Source organism: Novosphingobium ovatum, from assembly GCF_009909235.1.
Lineage (GTDB): Bacteria > Pseudomonadota > Alphaproteobacteria > Sphingomonadales > Sphingomonadaceae > Novosphingobium > Novosphingobium ovatum.
Genome location: NZ_JAAAPO010000003.1, coordinates 268,453 through 282,570, shown reverse-complemented (window position 1 = coordinate 282,570; position 14,118 = coordinate 268,453). Strand labels below are relative to the sequence as shown.

15 protein-coding genes and 1 tRNA gene are annotated in these 14,118 nt (G+C 65.2%); 8 read left to right on the top strand and 8 right to left on the bottom strand.

Going from position 1 to position 14,118, the window contains the following annotated elements; translation table 11 throughout:
- Window positions 1-154 precede the first annotated feature (154 nt).
- Window positions 155-1,273 (top strand): MJ0042-type zinc finger domain-containing protein, encoded by a 1,119-nt coding sequence (locus tag GTZ99_RS16805; RefSeq protein ID WP_320076661.1) that lies wholly within the window; start codon window positions 155-157, stop codon window positions 1,271-1,273.
- Window positions 1,274-1,401: 128 nt separating this feature from the next.
- Window positions 1,402-1,488, top strand: a tRNA-Leu gene (locus GTZ99_RS08915).
- Between the two features lie 91 nt (window positions 1,489-1,579).
- On the opposite strand, the gene GTZ99_RS08910 is transcribed toward GTZ99_RS08915, so the two are convergent.
- Window positions 1,580-2,470: an AraC family transcriptional regulator gene (locus GTZ99_RS08910; RefSeq protein WP_161717995.1), complete on the bottom strand. Its 891-nt coding sequence runs from the start codon at window positions 2,468-2,470 to the stop codon at window positions 1,580-1,582.
- Window positions 2,471-2,807: 337 nt separating this feature from the next.
- Here GTZ99_RS08910 and GTZ99_RS17110 point away from each other — a divergent pair, with 337 nt between their 5' ends.
- Genes GTZ99_RS17110 through GTZ99_RS08895 form a run of 3 tightly spaced genes read left to right on the top strand, consistent with a single transcriptional unit; the run spans window position 2,808 to window position 4,426 of the window.
- Window positions 2,808-3,056, top strand: coding sequence for a lipocalin-like domain-containing protein (locus GTZ99_RS17110; RefSeq protein ID WP_406818586.1), 249 nt, complete (start codon window positions 2,808-2,810; stop codon window positions 3,054-3,056).
- Between the two features lie 12 nt (window positions 3,057-3,068).
- Window positions 3,069-4,064: an aldo/keto reductase gene (locus tag GTZ99_RS08900; protein WP_161717993.1), complete on the top strand. Its 996-nt coding sequence runs from the start codon at window positions 3,069-3,071 to the stop codon at window positions 4,062-4,064.
- Between the two features lie 35 nt (window positions 4,065-4,099).
- Complete coding sequence (locus GTZ99_RS08895; RefSeq protein WP_161717991.1) at window positions 4,100-4,426, top strand: hypothetical protein; 327 nt, start codon at window positions 4,100-4,102, stop codon at window positions 4,424-4,426.
- An 18-nt stretch (window positions 4,427-4,444) separates the two neighbouring features.
- On the opposite strand, the gene GTZ99_RS08890 is transcribed toward GTZ99_RS08895, so the two are convergent.
- The 4 genes from GTZ99_RS08890 to GTZ99_RS08875 all read right to left on the bottom strand — a co-directional run bounded on the left by GTZ99_RS08890 (window position 4,445) and on the right by GTZ99_RS08875 (window position 8,041).
- Window positions 4,445-5,746, bottom strand: a complete 1,302-nt coding sequence (locus GTZ99_RS08890) for an ATP-binding protein (RefSeq protein ID WP_161717989.1) — start codon at window positions 5,744-5,746, stop codon at window positions 4,445-4,447.
- Window positions 5,743-6,408 (bottom strand): response regulator, encoded by a 666-nt coding sequence (locus tag GTZ99_RS08885; protein WP_161717987.1) that lies wholly within the window; start codon window positions 6,406-6,408, stop codon window positions 5,743-5,745. The genes GTZ99_RS08890 and GTZ99_RS08885 overlap by 4 nt, the downstream gene beginning before the upstream one ends.
- A gap of 89 nt (window positions 6,409-6,497) precedes the next feature.
- On the bottom strand, window positions 6,498-7,310 hold the full coding sequence (locus GTZ99_RS08880; RefSeq protein WP_161717985.1) for a COG4705 family protein: 813 nt from the start codon (window positions 7,308-7,310) through the stop codon (window positions 6,498-6,500).
- 11 nt (window positions 7,311-7,321) lie between these two features.
- Window positions 7,322-8,041, bottom strand: a complete 720-nt coding sequence (locus tag GTZ99_RS08875) for a hypothetical protein (protein ID WP_161717983.1) — start codon at window positions 8,039-8,041, stop codon at window positions 7,322-7,324.
- A gap of 212 nt (window positions 8,042-8,253) precedes the next feature.
- Here GTZ99_RS08875 and GTZ99_RS08870 point away from each other — a divergent pair, with 212 nt between their 5' ends.
- Together GTZ99_RS08870 and mdlC are read left to right on the top strand one after the other, a co-directional pair.
- Window positions 8,254-8,637: a ribonuclease HI gene (locus GTZ99_RS08870; protein ID WP_161717981.1), complete on the top strand. Its 384-nt coding sequence runs from the start codon at window positions 8,254-8,256 to the stop codon at window positions 8,635-8,637.
- Window positions 8,638-8,727: 90 nt separating this feature from the next.
- On the top strand, window positions 8,728-10,281 hold the full coding sequence (mdlC, locus tag GTZ99_RS08865) for a benzoylformate decarboxylase (protein WP_161717979.1): 1,554 nt from the start codon (window positions 8,728-8,730) through the stop codon (window positions 10,279-10,281).
- On the opposite strand, the gene GTZ99_RS08860 is transcribed toward mdlC, so the two are convergent.
- Window positions 10,278-11,660, bottom strand: a complete 1,383-nt coding sequence (locus GTZ99_RS08860; RefSeq protein WP_161717977.1) for a nicotinate phosphoribosyltransferase — start codon at window positions 11,658-11,660, stop codon at window positions 10,278-10,280. The genes mdlC and GTZ99_RS08860 overlap by 4 nt on opposite strands.
- A gap of 65 nt (window positions 11,661-11,725) precedes the next feature.
- Window positions 11,726-12,790: a bifunctional nicotinamide-nucleotide adenylyltransferase/Nudix hydroxylase gene (locus tag GTZ99_RS08855; protein WP_161717975.1), complete on the bottom strand. Its 1,065-nt coding sequence runs from the start codon at window positions 12,788-12,790 to the stop codon at window positions 11,726-11,728.
- Window positions 12,791-12,892: 102 nt separating this feature from the next.
- On the opposite strand from GTZ99_RS08855, the gene GTZ99_RS08850 reads away from it, so the two are divergent.
- Window positions 12,893-13,546: an NUDIX hydrolase gene (locus GTZ99_RS08850; RefSeq protein WP_161717973.1), complete on the top strand. Its 654-nt coding sequence runs from the start codon at window positions 12,893-12,895 to the stop codon at window positions 13,544-13,546.
- Window positions 13,547-13,549: 3 nt separating this feature from the next.
- On the opposite strand, the gene GTZ99_RS08845 is transcribed toward GTZ99_RS08850, so the two are convergent.
- Window positions 13,550-14,098 (bottom strand): hypothetical protein, encoded by a 549-nt coding sequence (locus tag GTZ99_RS08845; protein ID WP_161717971.1) that lies wholly within the window; start codon window positions 14,096-14,098, stop codon window positions 13,550-13,552.
- Window positions 14,099-14,118: the final 20 nt, after the last annotated feature.

Below are 14,118 nucleotides of genomic sequence, written 5' to 3'. Positions count from 1 at the left end.
GGCCAAAGCCGCGCCATCGCCACCGTCTTTCCAGAGCGCCCGTTCGATCATCACCCCCACTATAGACAGCAATTCCGTCAGACAAAAGGGCGGTGGAAAAATGCGACAAAGCTGACGTAAATATGAACAAACACTTGGCGCGGGGCCTGTCGATATGCTTTACAATGGGCATATGATCATATCCTGCCCCGCCTGCGGAACACGCTATGCCGTACCCGATAGCGCCATCGGCGTGGAAGGACGGACCGTTCGTTGTGCCAAGTGCAAGCACAGCTGGTTTCAGGACGGACCGGAAATCTTTCCCCCCGCCGCCGCAAGGGCCGAGCCTGCGCCGCCAGCACCCGTGACGCCCGAGGCCCAGCCGGTGGCAGAAGCGTCCGCGCCTGTGGCGGCAGCTCCCGTGGTGGCGCCACAGGCGGCTGAGGAAGCCCCCGCCGCCCCAGTGGCCGAGCCTGCGCCGCCGCCAGTGGAGGTGTCACCGCCCGCGCCCGAAATGGTCGCCCCCCCCGAGGGGCCAGCACCACAGCGCACCGCCTACAAGTCCTATCTTTATGGCACGCCCGAAAAGGAGGACTGGACGCAGACCGTCGAGGCGCCGGATGATGCGCCGGTGATGCCGCGCCTGTCGGCGGTTGATGAAACCGCCAACGGCCGGGAAGCCGAGGTGCAGGCGCAGGCCGACGCGCTGTGGCAACAGGCCGTCACCGCGATCAACGCTCAGCCGCAGGCCGATGAGGCTGCGCCGCGCGCCGCGCTGGCCGCCATGGAGGAGACACATCCCTCCGATGTCATCCAGCCCTATGCCGATTATGCCGAGGAAGAGGCAGACGCCCCGCGCCGCCCGCGTCGCAATCCGGCCCGGTTGTGGACCATTCTGGCAATCCTGTTTGCCGCCGCAGCGCTGAGCGCGATGGCGCTGGTCGCGCATTTCGGCCTGCCCTCAGGCCTGCCTTTTGGTCCGATCGGCGGCACGCTGGCCGAACCCAATCTGAAACTGGAGTTTCCCGCCAACGGGCGCGAGCGACAGCAAATGCCGGGCAGCAATGACTATTTCAGCATTCGTGGCACCATCACCAATATCGGCACCGACCGGCAAAGCGTCCCCGCGCTGTTGATCGTGCTGCGCGATGCCCAGAATCGCATCGTCTACACGCAGGAAGCCACCCCACCCAAGGCGGTTCTGGCCCCCGGTGAGAGCGAGACGGTGAACACCGCGATCTTTGGCGCGCCTCGCAGCGCCGCCGCCGCCGAGGTGCATTGGAAGCCTCGCTAAGCCCAGTTCGCCAGCAAAAGGCGGCGCGCGACATTTGAGCGCTTGCGGGGGGGGCAACCCTTTGCTAAGGGCCCGCTCCTACCCCGACGGGACGGCACGGCAATCACCGTAACATCCCGGAATGACGTGCGGTCATGGCGGAATTGGTAGACGCGCAACGTTGAGGTCGTTGTGGGCGAAAGCCCGTGGAAGTTCGAGTCTTCTTGACCGCACCAGTCAACTTTTCAGCTAATCGGAAAGCCCCCCATTGGGGAAACATCAACGATGCGGCCGGCGGCGCAACGTCCGTTGCCCCCTGCTCAGCCATCAATCTTTCAACGCCTTCATGTCCCGCAAAGGCGGCTGCCCGAACAGCCGGGCATATTCGCGGCTGAACTGGCTGACACTTTCATAACCCACAGCATAGGCCGCGCCGGTGGCGTCCAGGCCACCGATCATCTTTTCGCGCGCGGCCTGCAGGCGCAGTTGCTTTTGATATTGCAACGGGCTCATCGCGGTCAGCGCGCGGAAATGGTGATGCAGCGTCGACACGCCCATGCAGGCCAGATCAGCCAGCGCCTCGATCCGCAGCGGCTGGTCATAGTTGCGGCGCAACCAGCCGATGGCGCGGGCGGTACGATGGCTGTGGTCACTGGCCGAGGCGATCGCACGCAGCCGCGCCGCCTGGGGCGTTTGCAGCAGGCGGTAAAGGATTTCGCGCTGGATCAGCGGTGCCATGAAGCCGATGTCATGGGGGCGATCCAGCAGACCGACCAGCCGCGCGCAAGCGTCGATGATGTCAGGGGACGCCTCCCCCAGCGCCAATGCTCCTTGTGCGGGCCTTGCAGGTTGCGGCTCTTGCTGGGCGATCACCTCACGCAACATCGCGCTGTCGATCGAGAGCAACATCGAGAGCAGCGGCCTTTGCGCGCTGGCGTCGATCACCTGACTTTGCACCGGCAAGTCGACCGACGTGATCAGGAACCGCCCGGCCATGCCCTGATAATCCACCCCACCCACATTCACCGCCTTGCACCCTTGTGCAAACAGCGTGAGGCTGGGATCATAAATCGCCCGATAGCAAGGGGTTTGGGCAATGCGGCGATAGAGTGAAAGCCCTGTGATGGCGGTGGCATTTTCCCCCACCAGCGGCGTATGCACAACGATCGCCTGCTGCAATTTGCCCAAGTCTGGCGCGGAAACGGGAGCATCTGACATGCTTTCCCTTTGCGCGCCGGCATGCACACACGCAAGCACGATTTCGGAACCACAGAGAATCAGGCAAAAATCAAGCAGGATCAGGAAAGCCTGACAGGCGCGCTTGGGCTAAACCGTCCGCACCCCCGGCCACAAAGGAAAACAGATGCTGCACCGCTTCGTCTTACTGGCTGCCATGCTGACCGGCCCATTGTCTGTCCCGGCCGCCGCTCAACCGCACCCTCGCCCGGATATTCTGGGGGCTTGGCGGATCGCCAGTCTAGAGCAACCCGGACCCAATGGGCAGGTGCAGGCAACGCCGTGTTGCGGCCTGCTAACGCTGACAGAAGATGGCCACATGGCGGTGCAGGTCATGCTGCCCGACAGCATGATCAACGCCTATTCTCACGGCGGCTACGAAGCCTCCTATGGCACGTTCAAACTGGCGCCGGATGGCAAAAGCATGGTGTTCCATGTCGATGGCGCGCTGGTGCGCGATCTGGTGGGGCGCGATCTGCCCCGCGCGATCCGGCTGGACGGCAATCGCCTGATCATCACCTCGACCAATCCGGCCGAACATTGGCGTGTCGTCTGGCAGCGCCCCTGAAAGGAAAACCACATGCAAAAGCGTATTCTGGGCCAAGGGCTCGAAGTGTCCGCCATCGGGTATGGCGCGATGGGCATGTCATCGGTGCATTACGGCCCCGCGGGCGAGCGCGCCGACAATATCGCCCTCCTGCGCCAAGCGGTCGATCTGGGGGTGACCTTTTTCGACACCGCCGAAGTCTATGGCCCCTACACCAACGAGGAATTGCTGGGCGAGGCCTTGGCGCCGGTGCGCGATCAGGTGGTGATCGCCACCAAATTCGGCTTTGATATCGGCTATGCCGGGCACACCGGCCATGGCGGGTTGGACAGCCGTCCCGAACAGATCCGCCGCGTGTGCGAAGCCTCGCTTCAGCGCCTGCGCAGCAACGTCATCGACCTGTTCTACCAGCATCGTGTGGATCCGGCCGTCCCCATCGAGGATGTGGCCGGCACCGTGGGCGACCTGATCGCCGAGGGCAAAGTGCGCCATTTCGGTCTGTCGGAAGCGGGCGTGGAAACCATCCGCCGCGCGCATGCGGTCACCCCCGTGGCGGCGCTGCAAAGCGAATATTCCCTGTGGTATCGCCAAGCCGAGGCGCACATCTTGCCGGTCCTCGACGAATTGGGCATTGGCTTTGTGCCCTTCAGCCCACTGGGCAAAGGCTTCCTGACCGGCAAGATCGATCCGGCAACCGAATTTCCCGGCGTCGACATCCGCAATTCCATCCCCCGCTTCGCCCCCGATGCACGCGCCGCCAACCAGGCCTTGGTGGATCTGCTGGGCGGCATTGCCGCGCGTCACGATGCCAGTCCGGCACAAGTGGCGCTGGCATGGCTGTTGGCACAGCGCCCGTCGATCGTGCCCATCCCCGGCACCCGAAAAGCCGAACGCCTTGCCGAAAACATCGGCGGCGCCAGCCTGACGCTGGACGCCAACGATCTGGCAGACATCGAACAAGCCGCCGCTGCCATCGACATTCAGGGCGCCCGCTACCCCGCCAACATCGAGGCAATGAGCGAGCACTGACCGCGGCAGAAGGGACGGCGGGCGGGCGGCGCCCCATGCCCGCCGCCTGCGAACAGGGCTTGCGCAAAGAGGCACGCCGCCACTACGGGCAAGCCGTGATCGAATCAGGGCAATGGTGCTTCGCCTGTTCCCGGCACATGGCTGCAACGCCAACGATGTTCGACCATTGCGTCCACAACCAACAATGTCAGGCCAAAATGATGGAATGGGTCCCGGTTTTTCTGTTGACCATCAAGTGTATCGTGCTGGGAACGGGCATGTTCTTCTCGATCAAATGGCATTACGATCAAGATCAGAAAAAGAAGAAAGAGGCCGAAGCGGCCAAATTGCGTGCCGATCAGGCCGCTGACGTCACGGATTGATCGCCCCTGACCTGTGCGTCAGGGGCAAGATGCGGTCAGCGCCGCGCAAAACCCGCCTTCGGCCCGGTTGGTCAGGCGCAGCTCCAGCCCCGCGCGATCCGCAATGGCCGACACAATCGCCAAGCCAAGGCCGGATCCCGCCCCCTGCGTGCCCGCGACCCGATAAAACGGCATCGTCGCGCGGGCGATGTCGTCTGGGCCCATGCCGCCGCCCTGATCGGTGACAGCGATGGTCCAGCCACCATCAATCAGGGCGAAATGCATATCCACCGCGCCACCCTTGGGCGAATGGCGGATGGCATTGTGCACCAGATTGCGCAACGCCACCAACATATCGATCCGATTCATCTCGACATGGCCATCCGCCGCCCCCGACACCCCCAGATCCACCCCCTTTGCCAGCGCCAATGGCATCGCCTCCTCGATCACTTCGCGCAGCACATCGGCCATGGCCAGTGGGCCACCTGTTGCGGCTGACGGCCCCGACTGCGCCCGGGCCAGATCCAGCAATTGCTCCAGCAAGCGCTGGTTACGGGCGATCCCGCCCGTCATGGCCGACAACCGGGACTCTGCTTCTGGCGACAGGTCGCATTGGGCCAAACGTTCCGCCTGTAACGACAGGGCCGCCATGGGCGAGCGCAATTCATGCGCCGCATCCGCGATAAAGCGGCGCTGTTGCTCAACGCTTTGGCTGACCCGGGCCAACAGGGCATCGATGGCCTGCACAAACGGCTGCACTTCGGCGGGCAGATCACCGGCGGCGATGGGATGGATATCCTTGGCCGAGCGTGCGGCCAGATCCCGCGCGGCGCGATCGACCGGGCGAAAACTGTACCGTATCACGCCCGGCACCAGCAGCAACAGCGCAGGCACCAGCAAGCCAAGCGGCAGCAGACATTGGCGGGCACTGTCGCGGGCGATTTCGTCGCGGAAACTGGCGCGCTGGGCCAAGGCGAAACGCCGGCCATGGTTGTCGCTGGCGATCAACACCCGATAGGACAGCCCGGCCACATCATAGGTGCCCAGCCCCAAGGGCAACCCGGCGGGCAGCGGCAAAATCGCGTCTGGCGCCCCGTCATAGCGGCTGATCACCAACTGGGGGGCGTCCTCGGCATCGGTGGGGCGTCCGGTGGCGGCCCGCGCCCCTGCCCCCTGATCCTGCCGCGCCACCAGCACCGCGATCTGCCGCAAGGTCCCGTCCTGCAACTCCTCGGCCTCGTGATAGGCGGCGCGATAGGCATAGACCCCGCCCAACAGCCCAACCAGCACGATAAGCAGCGCCAGCGCCACGGACAAACGCCATTGCAACGAGCCCATCATGCCTCCTTTACCACCATCCAGCCCACCCCGCGCACATTGCGGATCGCGTCGCGGCCCAATTTGCGGCGCAGGGCATGGATCAGAAACTCGACCGCATTGCTTTCCACCTCTTCGCCCCAGCCATAGATGCGGTCTTCCAGCGCGCCGCGTGACAGGATTGCCCCCGGCCGCAGCAACAGCGCATGGAGCAACGCGAATTCGCGCGCCGACAGCGCGATGTCGCCAGTGCCGGGTGCCGTGGCCACACGGGTCGCCGGGTTCAACGTGATCGCGCCATTGCCCAGCAATGCTTCGCCCTGACCGCCCTGTCGACGCAGGATCGCCCGCAGCCGCGCCAACAGTTCGGCCATGGCAAAAGGCTTGACGAGATAGTCATCCGCCCCGCCGTCCAGCCCCTTGAGGCGGTCCTCGATACTGTCCCGCGCCGTCAGGATCAGCACCGGCAATCGGTCACGTCTGCCGCGAAGTTCGGCCAGCAGGGTCAGGCCATCACCATCAGGCAGCCCCAGATCCAGCAGCATCGCATCGTAATGGCCACAGGCCAGCGCCTCGCGCGCGGTTGCGCCGTCCCGCGCCCAGTCCACGGCATGGGCGGCGTCTTTCAACGCCGCCTGCACCGCTTCGCCGATCATCGGGTCATCTTCCACCAGCAACAGGCGCATGCGATGCCTTTCTTGCCTTGTGACAGTCACGCCACCTTATCGCGGCAACCGCCCGGTGTCGAACCGGTCCAGCCACGCCACCGGCCGCATCAATGCGCCGCATCGGCGCTGGCCGCGCGCTGAGGCAGCAGCATCAGGCACAAGCCCATGGCCAGCAGCAAGACCAGCGAGGCAATCGGGCGGCTGAAATCCAATCCCCCCTTGTCGAGCGGCTTGTCCAGAAAATCGCCGACGGTCGCGCCCAAAGGCCGGGTGAGGATAAAGGCCATCCAGAACAGGGCCGCGCGCGAAATGCCCGTCCAGCACCACGCCAGCGCCACCGCCGCCAATGCCGCGGCAAACACCAGCGCGCCCAGCACATAGCCCGATTCCAGGCCCATGAACGTGGCCTCGCCAAAGCTGTCGGCCGTCCAATCACCCAGCGCCGTGCCCAGTGTTTGCGAAAAGGTGATGGTGATCCAATAGAACAGTTCCGCCTGCGGGCTGGAAATGCTGCCGACCGAGACGCTGCCCAACCGGTGTTTCCAGATCGCCAGCGAGGCCACCACGCAGGCGAACAGCGAGAGCGATCCCCCCAGATAGCCAATGCCCAGCGACCGGTCGAAATAGTCGGCCAGCGTCGTGCCCGCCGTGGTCGAGGCGATGATCGTGGACCAATACAGCAAGGGGTGAAAGGCTTTGGCGCGGATCTGCGCCGCAACCAAAACGATCAGCGGCAACAGAAACAGACCGGTGCCGATCAAATAGCCCCAACCTGTGGCCTGCGCGGTCGTCTCGCCCAGCCAGCTCATCGAGACAGTGTCCCCGGCCGTTTCGCCCAGCGTGGTGGCAAAAATCTTGATCGCCCAGAACCCGAGCGTGATGGCGGGCACTTTTGCCAACGCCTTGGAGGTGTCCTGCATGTGCCTGTCCTTTACAGATCGAGCTTGAGTGCGGCGTAAAACAGGCTTTGGCGCCGGTTGAGGCCCTGCCCCGCCGAACCGATCAGCGACACCGGCCCCTTGATATGGATCAGCGTACCCAGATTGAGGCCCGTGACCGCACGCTCACCCTGCGCGGTCGGGCCTTGGTGGTATTCCTCGATACCCAACTGCCATCCCGGCCGCATCTGGCGCATAACCGCCGCGCCCTGCACCCAGTAATTGCGGTTGCCCTCGCCCGGATTAAGGACATAGCCACCCCCGCCAAAGAACTGCCAGCGGCCCTGATTGCGTTGCCCCCACACCGGCAAAAGGACCCGCGCGCGCCCCGCTCCACGCCCGGTCGGCAGGATCACGCGGGGAAACAGGCTGACATCAATCGGCAAGTGGCCGCCGCCTTGATGCAGGATCCGGTACTTGGCGGCCAATTGCACCTCGCCCACATCCAGTGGCGCCCCGGTTTCCCTGTGCAGCGGCAAGGTGGCGGTCAGTTGCAGATCCTTGATCGCGCCGTAATTCAGGTCCAACCCGGTATCGAGCCCGGTCACACCGTCCTCGCGGCTGAGTGATGCGAATTGATAGACCTCCCAGCGATGGTATTCGGTCGGCTGTGGATCATCGGTGACAAACGGCGGCCCGGCATAGGCGGGACTGGACAGCCCAAAGGCGGCAATGACGCCCAGGACCGAACGGAAATGGAAAGATGGCAACATCAAACCTGCTTTCTTGCGTTGGTGATGTGCGCGCTATGCCCCCCCAAACTTAGCCCAAGCTTAGAAGGGGGGATCAATGCCATGGAGAAAAACCGCCGGTACGGCCCGGCCCAGCCCGCCACGGAATGGCCCCACATGGCGCAGGCGCAGTCGGGTGGGACCGCCCGCGATTCGCTTGCGCGCCACAGGCCGCCTCGGCTAGGCCGCCCGACATGACCCAGCCCTGCGCAAAGGTGTTTTTCGACGGCGGATGCCGCCCCAACCCCGGCCCGATCGAGGCAGCCGTGGTGATCCGTGGCCAGCCCCATTATCGCGCGGCCTTGGGGCACGGATCAAATCATGACGCGGAATGGCTGGCGCTGTTGTGGGCGGTGCGGTTGGCGCAGGACAGCGGGCTGACGCATTACACCCTGATTGGTGACGCGCGCGAAGTGATCATACAGGCGCAACACGCGCTGACCACTGGCCAGACCGCGCATCCCCATGCCGCCGCCTTGCTGGCGCAGGTGGGCACAGACGCGCGCCCCCGCGTCCGCTGGGTCAAGCGGCAGCAGAATCTGGCCGGGATCGCGCTGGCCGCCCGTCACCCGCGTTAAAAACCACCCATCTGCAAAAACCCATTGTCGCGACCACGCGCGGCAGGCACCCTGTGCCAAAGGCCAAAGGCAAAGGCCGCAGGAGAGAGCATGTCCACCGTCCGCGATGAAACCATGGCCCTGTTGCGCGCCTTGGGGATGACCACGATCTTTGGCAATCCGGGGTCGACCGAACTGCCGATGTTCCGCGATTTTCCCGCTGATTTCCGCTATGTCATGGGCCTGCAGGAAAGCGTGGTGCTGGGCATGGCCGATGGCTATGCCCAAGGGAGCGGCCGCGCGGCTTTGGTCAACCTGCACAGTTCGGCAGGCACGGGGCATGCGTTGGGCAATCTGTTCACCGCGTGGAAAAACCAGACGCCGCTGGTGGTGACCGCCGGGCAACAGGCGCGGTCAATCCTGCCCTATGAACCCTTCCTCTATGCCGAGCGGGCCAGCGAATTCCCCCGCCCCTTTGTCAAATGGTCCTGCGAACCGGCGCGCGGAGAGGACGTGCCCGCCGCCATCCACCGCGCATGGGCCGTGGCGATGGAGCCGCCTTGTGGCCCGACCTTTGTCTCGATCCCGATTGACGATTGGGAGCGCCCCGCAACGCCCTGCCCGCCGCGCACCATCCATACCCATCGCCTGCCCGCGCCAGAGGCCATCGCCGCCTGCGCCGCCGATCTGGCCGCCGCGCGCGCGCCCGCGATTGTGGTGGGTGCCGGCGCGGCGCGCGATGGGGCATGGGAAGAGATCATCGCCTTGGCGCAACACCATCAGGCGCGGGTCTGGGTTGCGCCCATGTCGGCCCGCTGCGCCTTCCCGGAAAACCACCCGCTGTTCGCCGGTTTCCTGACCGCCGGGCGCGAGGCGATTGTGCGCCAGCTGGCCGGGCATGACATGGTGCTGGCGCTGGGTGGGCCGATGCACCTGTACCACGTCGAAGGCCACGGCCCGCACATTGCTGATGACACCAAGGTCTGGATGATTGGCGACAACCATGTCCATGCCGCATGGGCCCCGGTGGGCAGCGCCATCGTCGCACAGGTGGATCGCGCGGTGGCGATGCTGTTGAACCATCCCGCGCCCATACGCCCGGCCCCGCCGCCGCGCGCCCTGCCCGCAGCGCTGAGTGATGGCGGGATGCGGGACGCCCATGTCCTGCGCCTGCTGGCCGCGCTGCGCACGCCCGACAGCATCATCGTCGAGGAAGCCCCCTCCAGTCGGGGAGCCATGCACGACCATTTGCCGATCATCGCCCCCGACACGTTCTATACCACGGCCAGCGGCGGATTGGGCCATGGCCTGCCCGCCGCCGTGGGCATGGCGCTGGCCCGGCCCGATGCCAAAGTGATCGCGGTGCTGGGCGATGGCTCGGCCATGTATGCCATTCAGGGGTTGCATGCGGCGGCGCAATGGGGCGCCAACATCAGTTTCCTGATCATCAAAAACGGCCGGTACGAAGCGCTGCACAACTTCGGCCGCCAGTTTGGCATGCAACAGGTGGTGGGCACCCATTTCCCCGAGCTGGACTTTGTCCATCTGGCCACAGGGCATGGGGTGGCGGCGCGGCGCGCCAGCGACCTTGCGCGCCTGGAGGAAGCGCTGCGCTGGTCACTGGCGACACCCGGTCCGACATTGGTCGAGGCGGTGGTGGATTAAACCACGCCCCCCGCCGCACGGGCACGCACCGCGTCAAAGCTGTGGCGGACCAACAGCGTGCCATTGCGCCATACCGGCACCAACAGATTGTCGGCATCGGCCACGCCATCCATCGCCGCCGCGCGCATCTGGCCATCACGCAACACCACCGCTTGCCGTCCGGCCTTGCTGGCCTTGGTCGGATCGGTGGCGGGGGTTTTGGCGATGTCGTGCCACACCCCATCAGCATCGCGCATCGCGTTCGCCTTCATGGCAAAGCGCAAGGTGTCTCGGTTGACCTGCTGCAACAGCCCGCCCCCCATGCCAAAGGCAATGTTGTCCACGGCATAGCCAGCCCCGATCAGCCGGTCGATCAGCCGCGCGATGCTGTCGCGGGTCATCCCGTCGCCCTGTATCACCCGCACATGGCTGTCGAGCACGCGATAGCCCTTGCCATTCACCGTCCCGCCAAAGGCGTCCCACAGCCCTTCGATCACCCGCAACGGCGTATCCACCGGATCGCCACTGTCGGGCCGCACCACCAGCGTGCCATCGCGTGCCAGCACCCGATCGCGCAAAGTGCCTCCCCAGATGCCGCCCAACGCCGCATCCAGATCATAGCTGTCGGACACCACCGCCACCACGCCGTCAAACGCGTCCAGCATATTGGCATAGGCGGCCTGTTCGCGCGCCGGGCCCCAGCTGGTGATCGTGCTGTGCTCGGCCGCGGGAATGGAGAAGCCCGCCATATCCGCGTCATAATACCGCCGCGCGGCCAACAGGGCCTCCATCGTGTCGGTGCCCATGAAGTTCACCAGATGCGCCATCCCGCCCAAGCCCGCACTCTGCGCGCTGCTGACCCCACGCGCGCCGAAATCGTGCAGCTTGAACGGCAATTGCCCAGCCGGATCATCGCTGGTGCGTTCCAGTCCCGCCGCGATGATCTGGCGGCATTGGCGGCTGAGTGTAGCGACCGTGGTGGGGTACCAGATACCCCGCAACAGCGCCGTCTCGATAAAGGTCGCCAGCCACGGGAGGCGCGGATCGGTGGTTTCGACCTGCAACAGCGGCACGCCAGCGGGCACCACCATCCCTTCGGGCAAGGCGCGGATCTCGATCGGCAGGAAGCCGGCGTGATCGTTCAGCACGATCTCCCATCCGGCGCGGTTGAACGGCTCGCCATGGGCGGCGCAGATCGCCTCGGCCTCGTCGATGTCGGCGGCTGTGATCGGCCGCGCCAGATAGTCGATGATGAACGCCTGCAAGCCAAAGAACACGACCGCATCGGCGAAATCATTGACCCGCGCCTCGACATAGGCGCTGATGGCGCGGGTTTCGGGCGGGTATTGGCGAAAATGGCTGTGCTTGTAGCTGTCGGTGGCCAGAATCAGATTGGTCATGGTGTGAACTCCTCACAGATGGGCCACTTGCGGGACTCCCCCGCTGGCCCGTTACAGGTCGGCCCTTAAAGGTCGGCCATCTCCTCGATGATCGCCCAATGGTCCTCGAACAGCATCTCGGGCGACAGGTCGCCAAAGCGGTACCAGCGCGCGTGGGCCGCATCATCGCCGCCCTTGACCGCGAACAATTGCCGCCGTTCGGGCAGGCGGAACAGAAAGGCATGCGTAATGATCCGTCCCCGCAGCGACCGCCCCGGCGCATCGAACACACGGGTGCGCGCGTCCTCGATAAAGCTGGCCAGCATGGCGGGCGGGATCTGCCCCTTGGCGTCGCTGATCGATGTCTCCTCACGAAGCTCGCGGATGGCAGCGTCGCGGATCCGCTCGTCGGGGTTTACAAAGCCACCGGGCAGCGCCAGCAAGCCCTTGCCCGGTGCGCGGCCACGTTCGACCAGCAGGATATGCCCCGATTGCACCACCACCGCGTCCGCCGTGACAAATGGCCCGCGCCCCCATTGCGCCGGATAGGCGGCCAGAAACTCGGCCTCCTCCAGCAGGGCACGGAACGTTTCGCCCAGCATGAAGCCGCGCAGGAAATCGGCCACGCCAGCCGACAGAATCGCGGCCGGCACCTCTGGAATGCGCTGGAAATAGCGGCTGCGCACATCGCTGGACGAGAAGGTGCCGTATTGGCTGTCAATTTGCAGGTTGGCCCATTCGGGGAACAGCTTGAGGTAATAGGACGAAGCGTCCTTGCCAAAGCCGGTCAGCGCAACGCGGAAATCGGCCAGCCCGTGGGTGTGGAACCCGCCCCCATTGCCATGCTCCAGCACAAGGGCGCGCACGCTGCGTTGCACCTGCGCCACCCATGCGGTGTCGGAATAGAGGTGATCGTCCAGCGGCGCGATGATCAACCGCCCCGCCGCCACCGCATCGGGAAACGCCCCGCGCAGCATCGCGGCCCGTTCGGCATAGGTAAAGGGGTTGCGCGGATCGCGCGCCACATTGGCCGATCCGACCAGCACGATCAGCCGGTCACAGCGTTCCAGCGCGTGTGCGATCACATGTTCATGGCCGATATGCAGCGGCTGAAAGCGCCCGATGAAGACGCCAAAATCAATGGTGCTCATGTCGCAGGCTCCCTGGACAAAATGGGCAAGCCGGACTCCCCGACTCGCTATGCGACCTTATTCGCATTTGACTTATATCCAGTCAAGTTATAAGATCGCACCATGACCGACACCCCCTCATTTCCGCCAATGGCCGTGACCGTTGATCTGGTGCTGATGAGCCTGATCGATGGGCAATTGGCGGTGCTGTTGCAGCGGCGCGATGCGGCGCCCTTTGCCGGACAGTGGGTGCTGCCGGGCGGCTTTGTCGCCGCACAGGAAACATTGGACGATGCCGCCCGCCGCGTGCTGACCGCCAAGGCCGGGCTGGCCAGCGAGCGCGCCGCATGGCTGGAGCAACTGTATACTTTTGGCGCGCCCGGCCGTGATCCGCGCCTGCGGGTGGTCAGTGTCGCCTATTTCGCGCTATTGCCCGCCGCGGGCCTTACGCAGGCGGTCGCCGCCCGCGATGATCTGGCGCTGATGCCGATAGAGGCCCTGCCCGCGCCGCTGGGATTTGACCATGACGCCATCGTCGCGCTGGCGCTGGAACGGTTGCGGGGGAAATTGGCCTATACGCCGATCGCGCTGGCGCTGTTGCCCGCGCGCTTCACCCTGCGCGATCTGCAAGCCGTGCATGAAGCGATTGCCGGCACCCGTTTTCACAAGCCCGCCTTTCGCCGGCGGATGCTGGACAGCGGCTGGATCACCCCCACCGGCACGCGCGAGACCGAGACCGCCTTTCGCCCGGCCGAACTGTACCGCCAGGCCGACTGACGGTTACGGAGCGACGTGTTGCTCGACCGGAGGCAGATGCACAATCACCAAAGCCTCGGCCAGAAACAGATAGAAGCGGGCAATTTCCGCCAATGCCGCATCGCCGATCTCGACCGGGGCGGGCGCGGGGGCTGCCGGACCACCCACACCACAGGCCGCCATCGCCAGATCGCGCCGCAGGCCGGTGCCGCTCAATGCGCTCAGGCTGTCGCTGGCTGCCAGCCGCAACCGCCGCACCGCCCGCAACCGGGGCCAGCACGCCTGCAATCGCGGCGGCATCATGGCCCCACGCCCGCCCGCCGTGCGCAACACCTGCCCGCGCGCGCGCAACAACAGCGCCAGAAAACGGTCCAGTTCCTTGAGATGATTGCCCGCCATCCGCATCCGCACATTGATCGGCGCGGTGGGGGCGATATCCGATGCGGCGCGCGCGATCAGCATCCGGCACCCGGCCACCATCGTCGTATGCGCCTGCCACAGCGCAGCCAAACGCGGGTCGGCGGGCCATGCTTCTTCGCCTTGGACAAAGGCCTTGCGGTCACGGTGGATCATCAAACCTGCCCCCAACCAAG

Coding starts and splice junctions, on each gene's coding strand:
- GTZ99_RS08855 (WP_161717975.1), bottom strand. CDS start 12,790: ATGAGCACCATTGATTTTGGCGTCTTCATCGGGCGCTTTCAGCCGCTG.
- GTZ99_RS08895 (WP_161717991.1), top strand. CDS start 4,100: ATGCCCGCCGCCTGCGAACAGGGCTTGCGCAAAGAGGCACGCCGCCAC.
- GTZ99_RS08875 (WP_161717983.1), bottom strand. CDS start 8,041: ATGTTGCCATCTTTCCATTTCCGTTCGGTCCTGGGCGTCATTGCCGCC.
- GTZ99_RS16805 (WP_320076661.1), top strand. CDS start 155: ATGCTTTACAATGGGCATATGATCATATCCTGCCCCGCCTGCGGAACA.
- GTZ99_RS08890 (WP_161717989.1), bottom strand. CDS start 5,746: ATGATGGGCTCGTTGCAATGGCGTTTGTCCGTGGCGCTGGCGCTGCTT.
- GTZ99_RS08910 (WP_161717995.1), bottom strand. CDS start 2,470: ATGTCAGATGCTCCCGTTTCCGCGCCAGACTTGGGCAAATTGCAGCAG.
- GTZ99_RS08900 (WP_161717993.1), top strand. CDS start 3,069: ATGCAAAAGCGTATTCTGGGCCAAGGGCTCGAAGTGTCCGCCATCGGG.
- mdlC (WP_161717979.1), top strand. CDS start 8,728: ATGTCCACCGTCCGCGATGAAACCATGGCCCTGTTGCGCGCCTTGGGG.
- GTZ99_RS08845 (WP_161717971.1), bottom strand. CDS start 14,098: ATGATCCACCGTGACCGCAAGGCCTTTGTCCAAGGCGAAGAAGCATGG.
- GTZ99_RS08860 (WP_161717977.1), bottom strand. CDS start 11,660: ATGACCAATCTGATTCTGGCCACCGACAGCTACAAGCACAGCCATTTT.
- GTZ99_RS08885 (WP_161717987.1), bottom strand. CDS start 6,408: ATGCGCCTGTTGCTGGTGGAAGATGACCCGATGATCGGCGAAGCGGTG.
- GTZ99_RS08850 (WP_161717973.1), top strand. CDS start 12,893: ATGACCGACACCCCCTCATTTCCGCCAATGGCCGTGACCGTTGATCTG.
- GTZ99_RS17110 (WP_406818586.1), top strand. CDS start 2,808: ATGGCGGTGCAGGTCATGCTGCCCGACAGCATGATCAACGCCTATTCT.
- GTZ99_RS08880 (WP_161717985.1), bottom strand. CDS start 7,310: ATGCAGGACACCTCCAAGGCGTTGGCAAAAGTGCCCGCCATCACGCTC.
- GTZ99_RS08870 (WP_161717981.1), top strand. CDS start 8,254: ATGACCCAGCCCTGCGCAAAGGTGTTTTTCGACGGCGGATGCCGCCCC.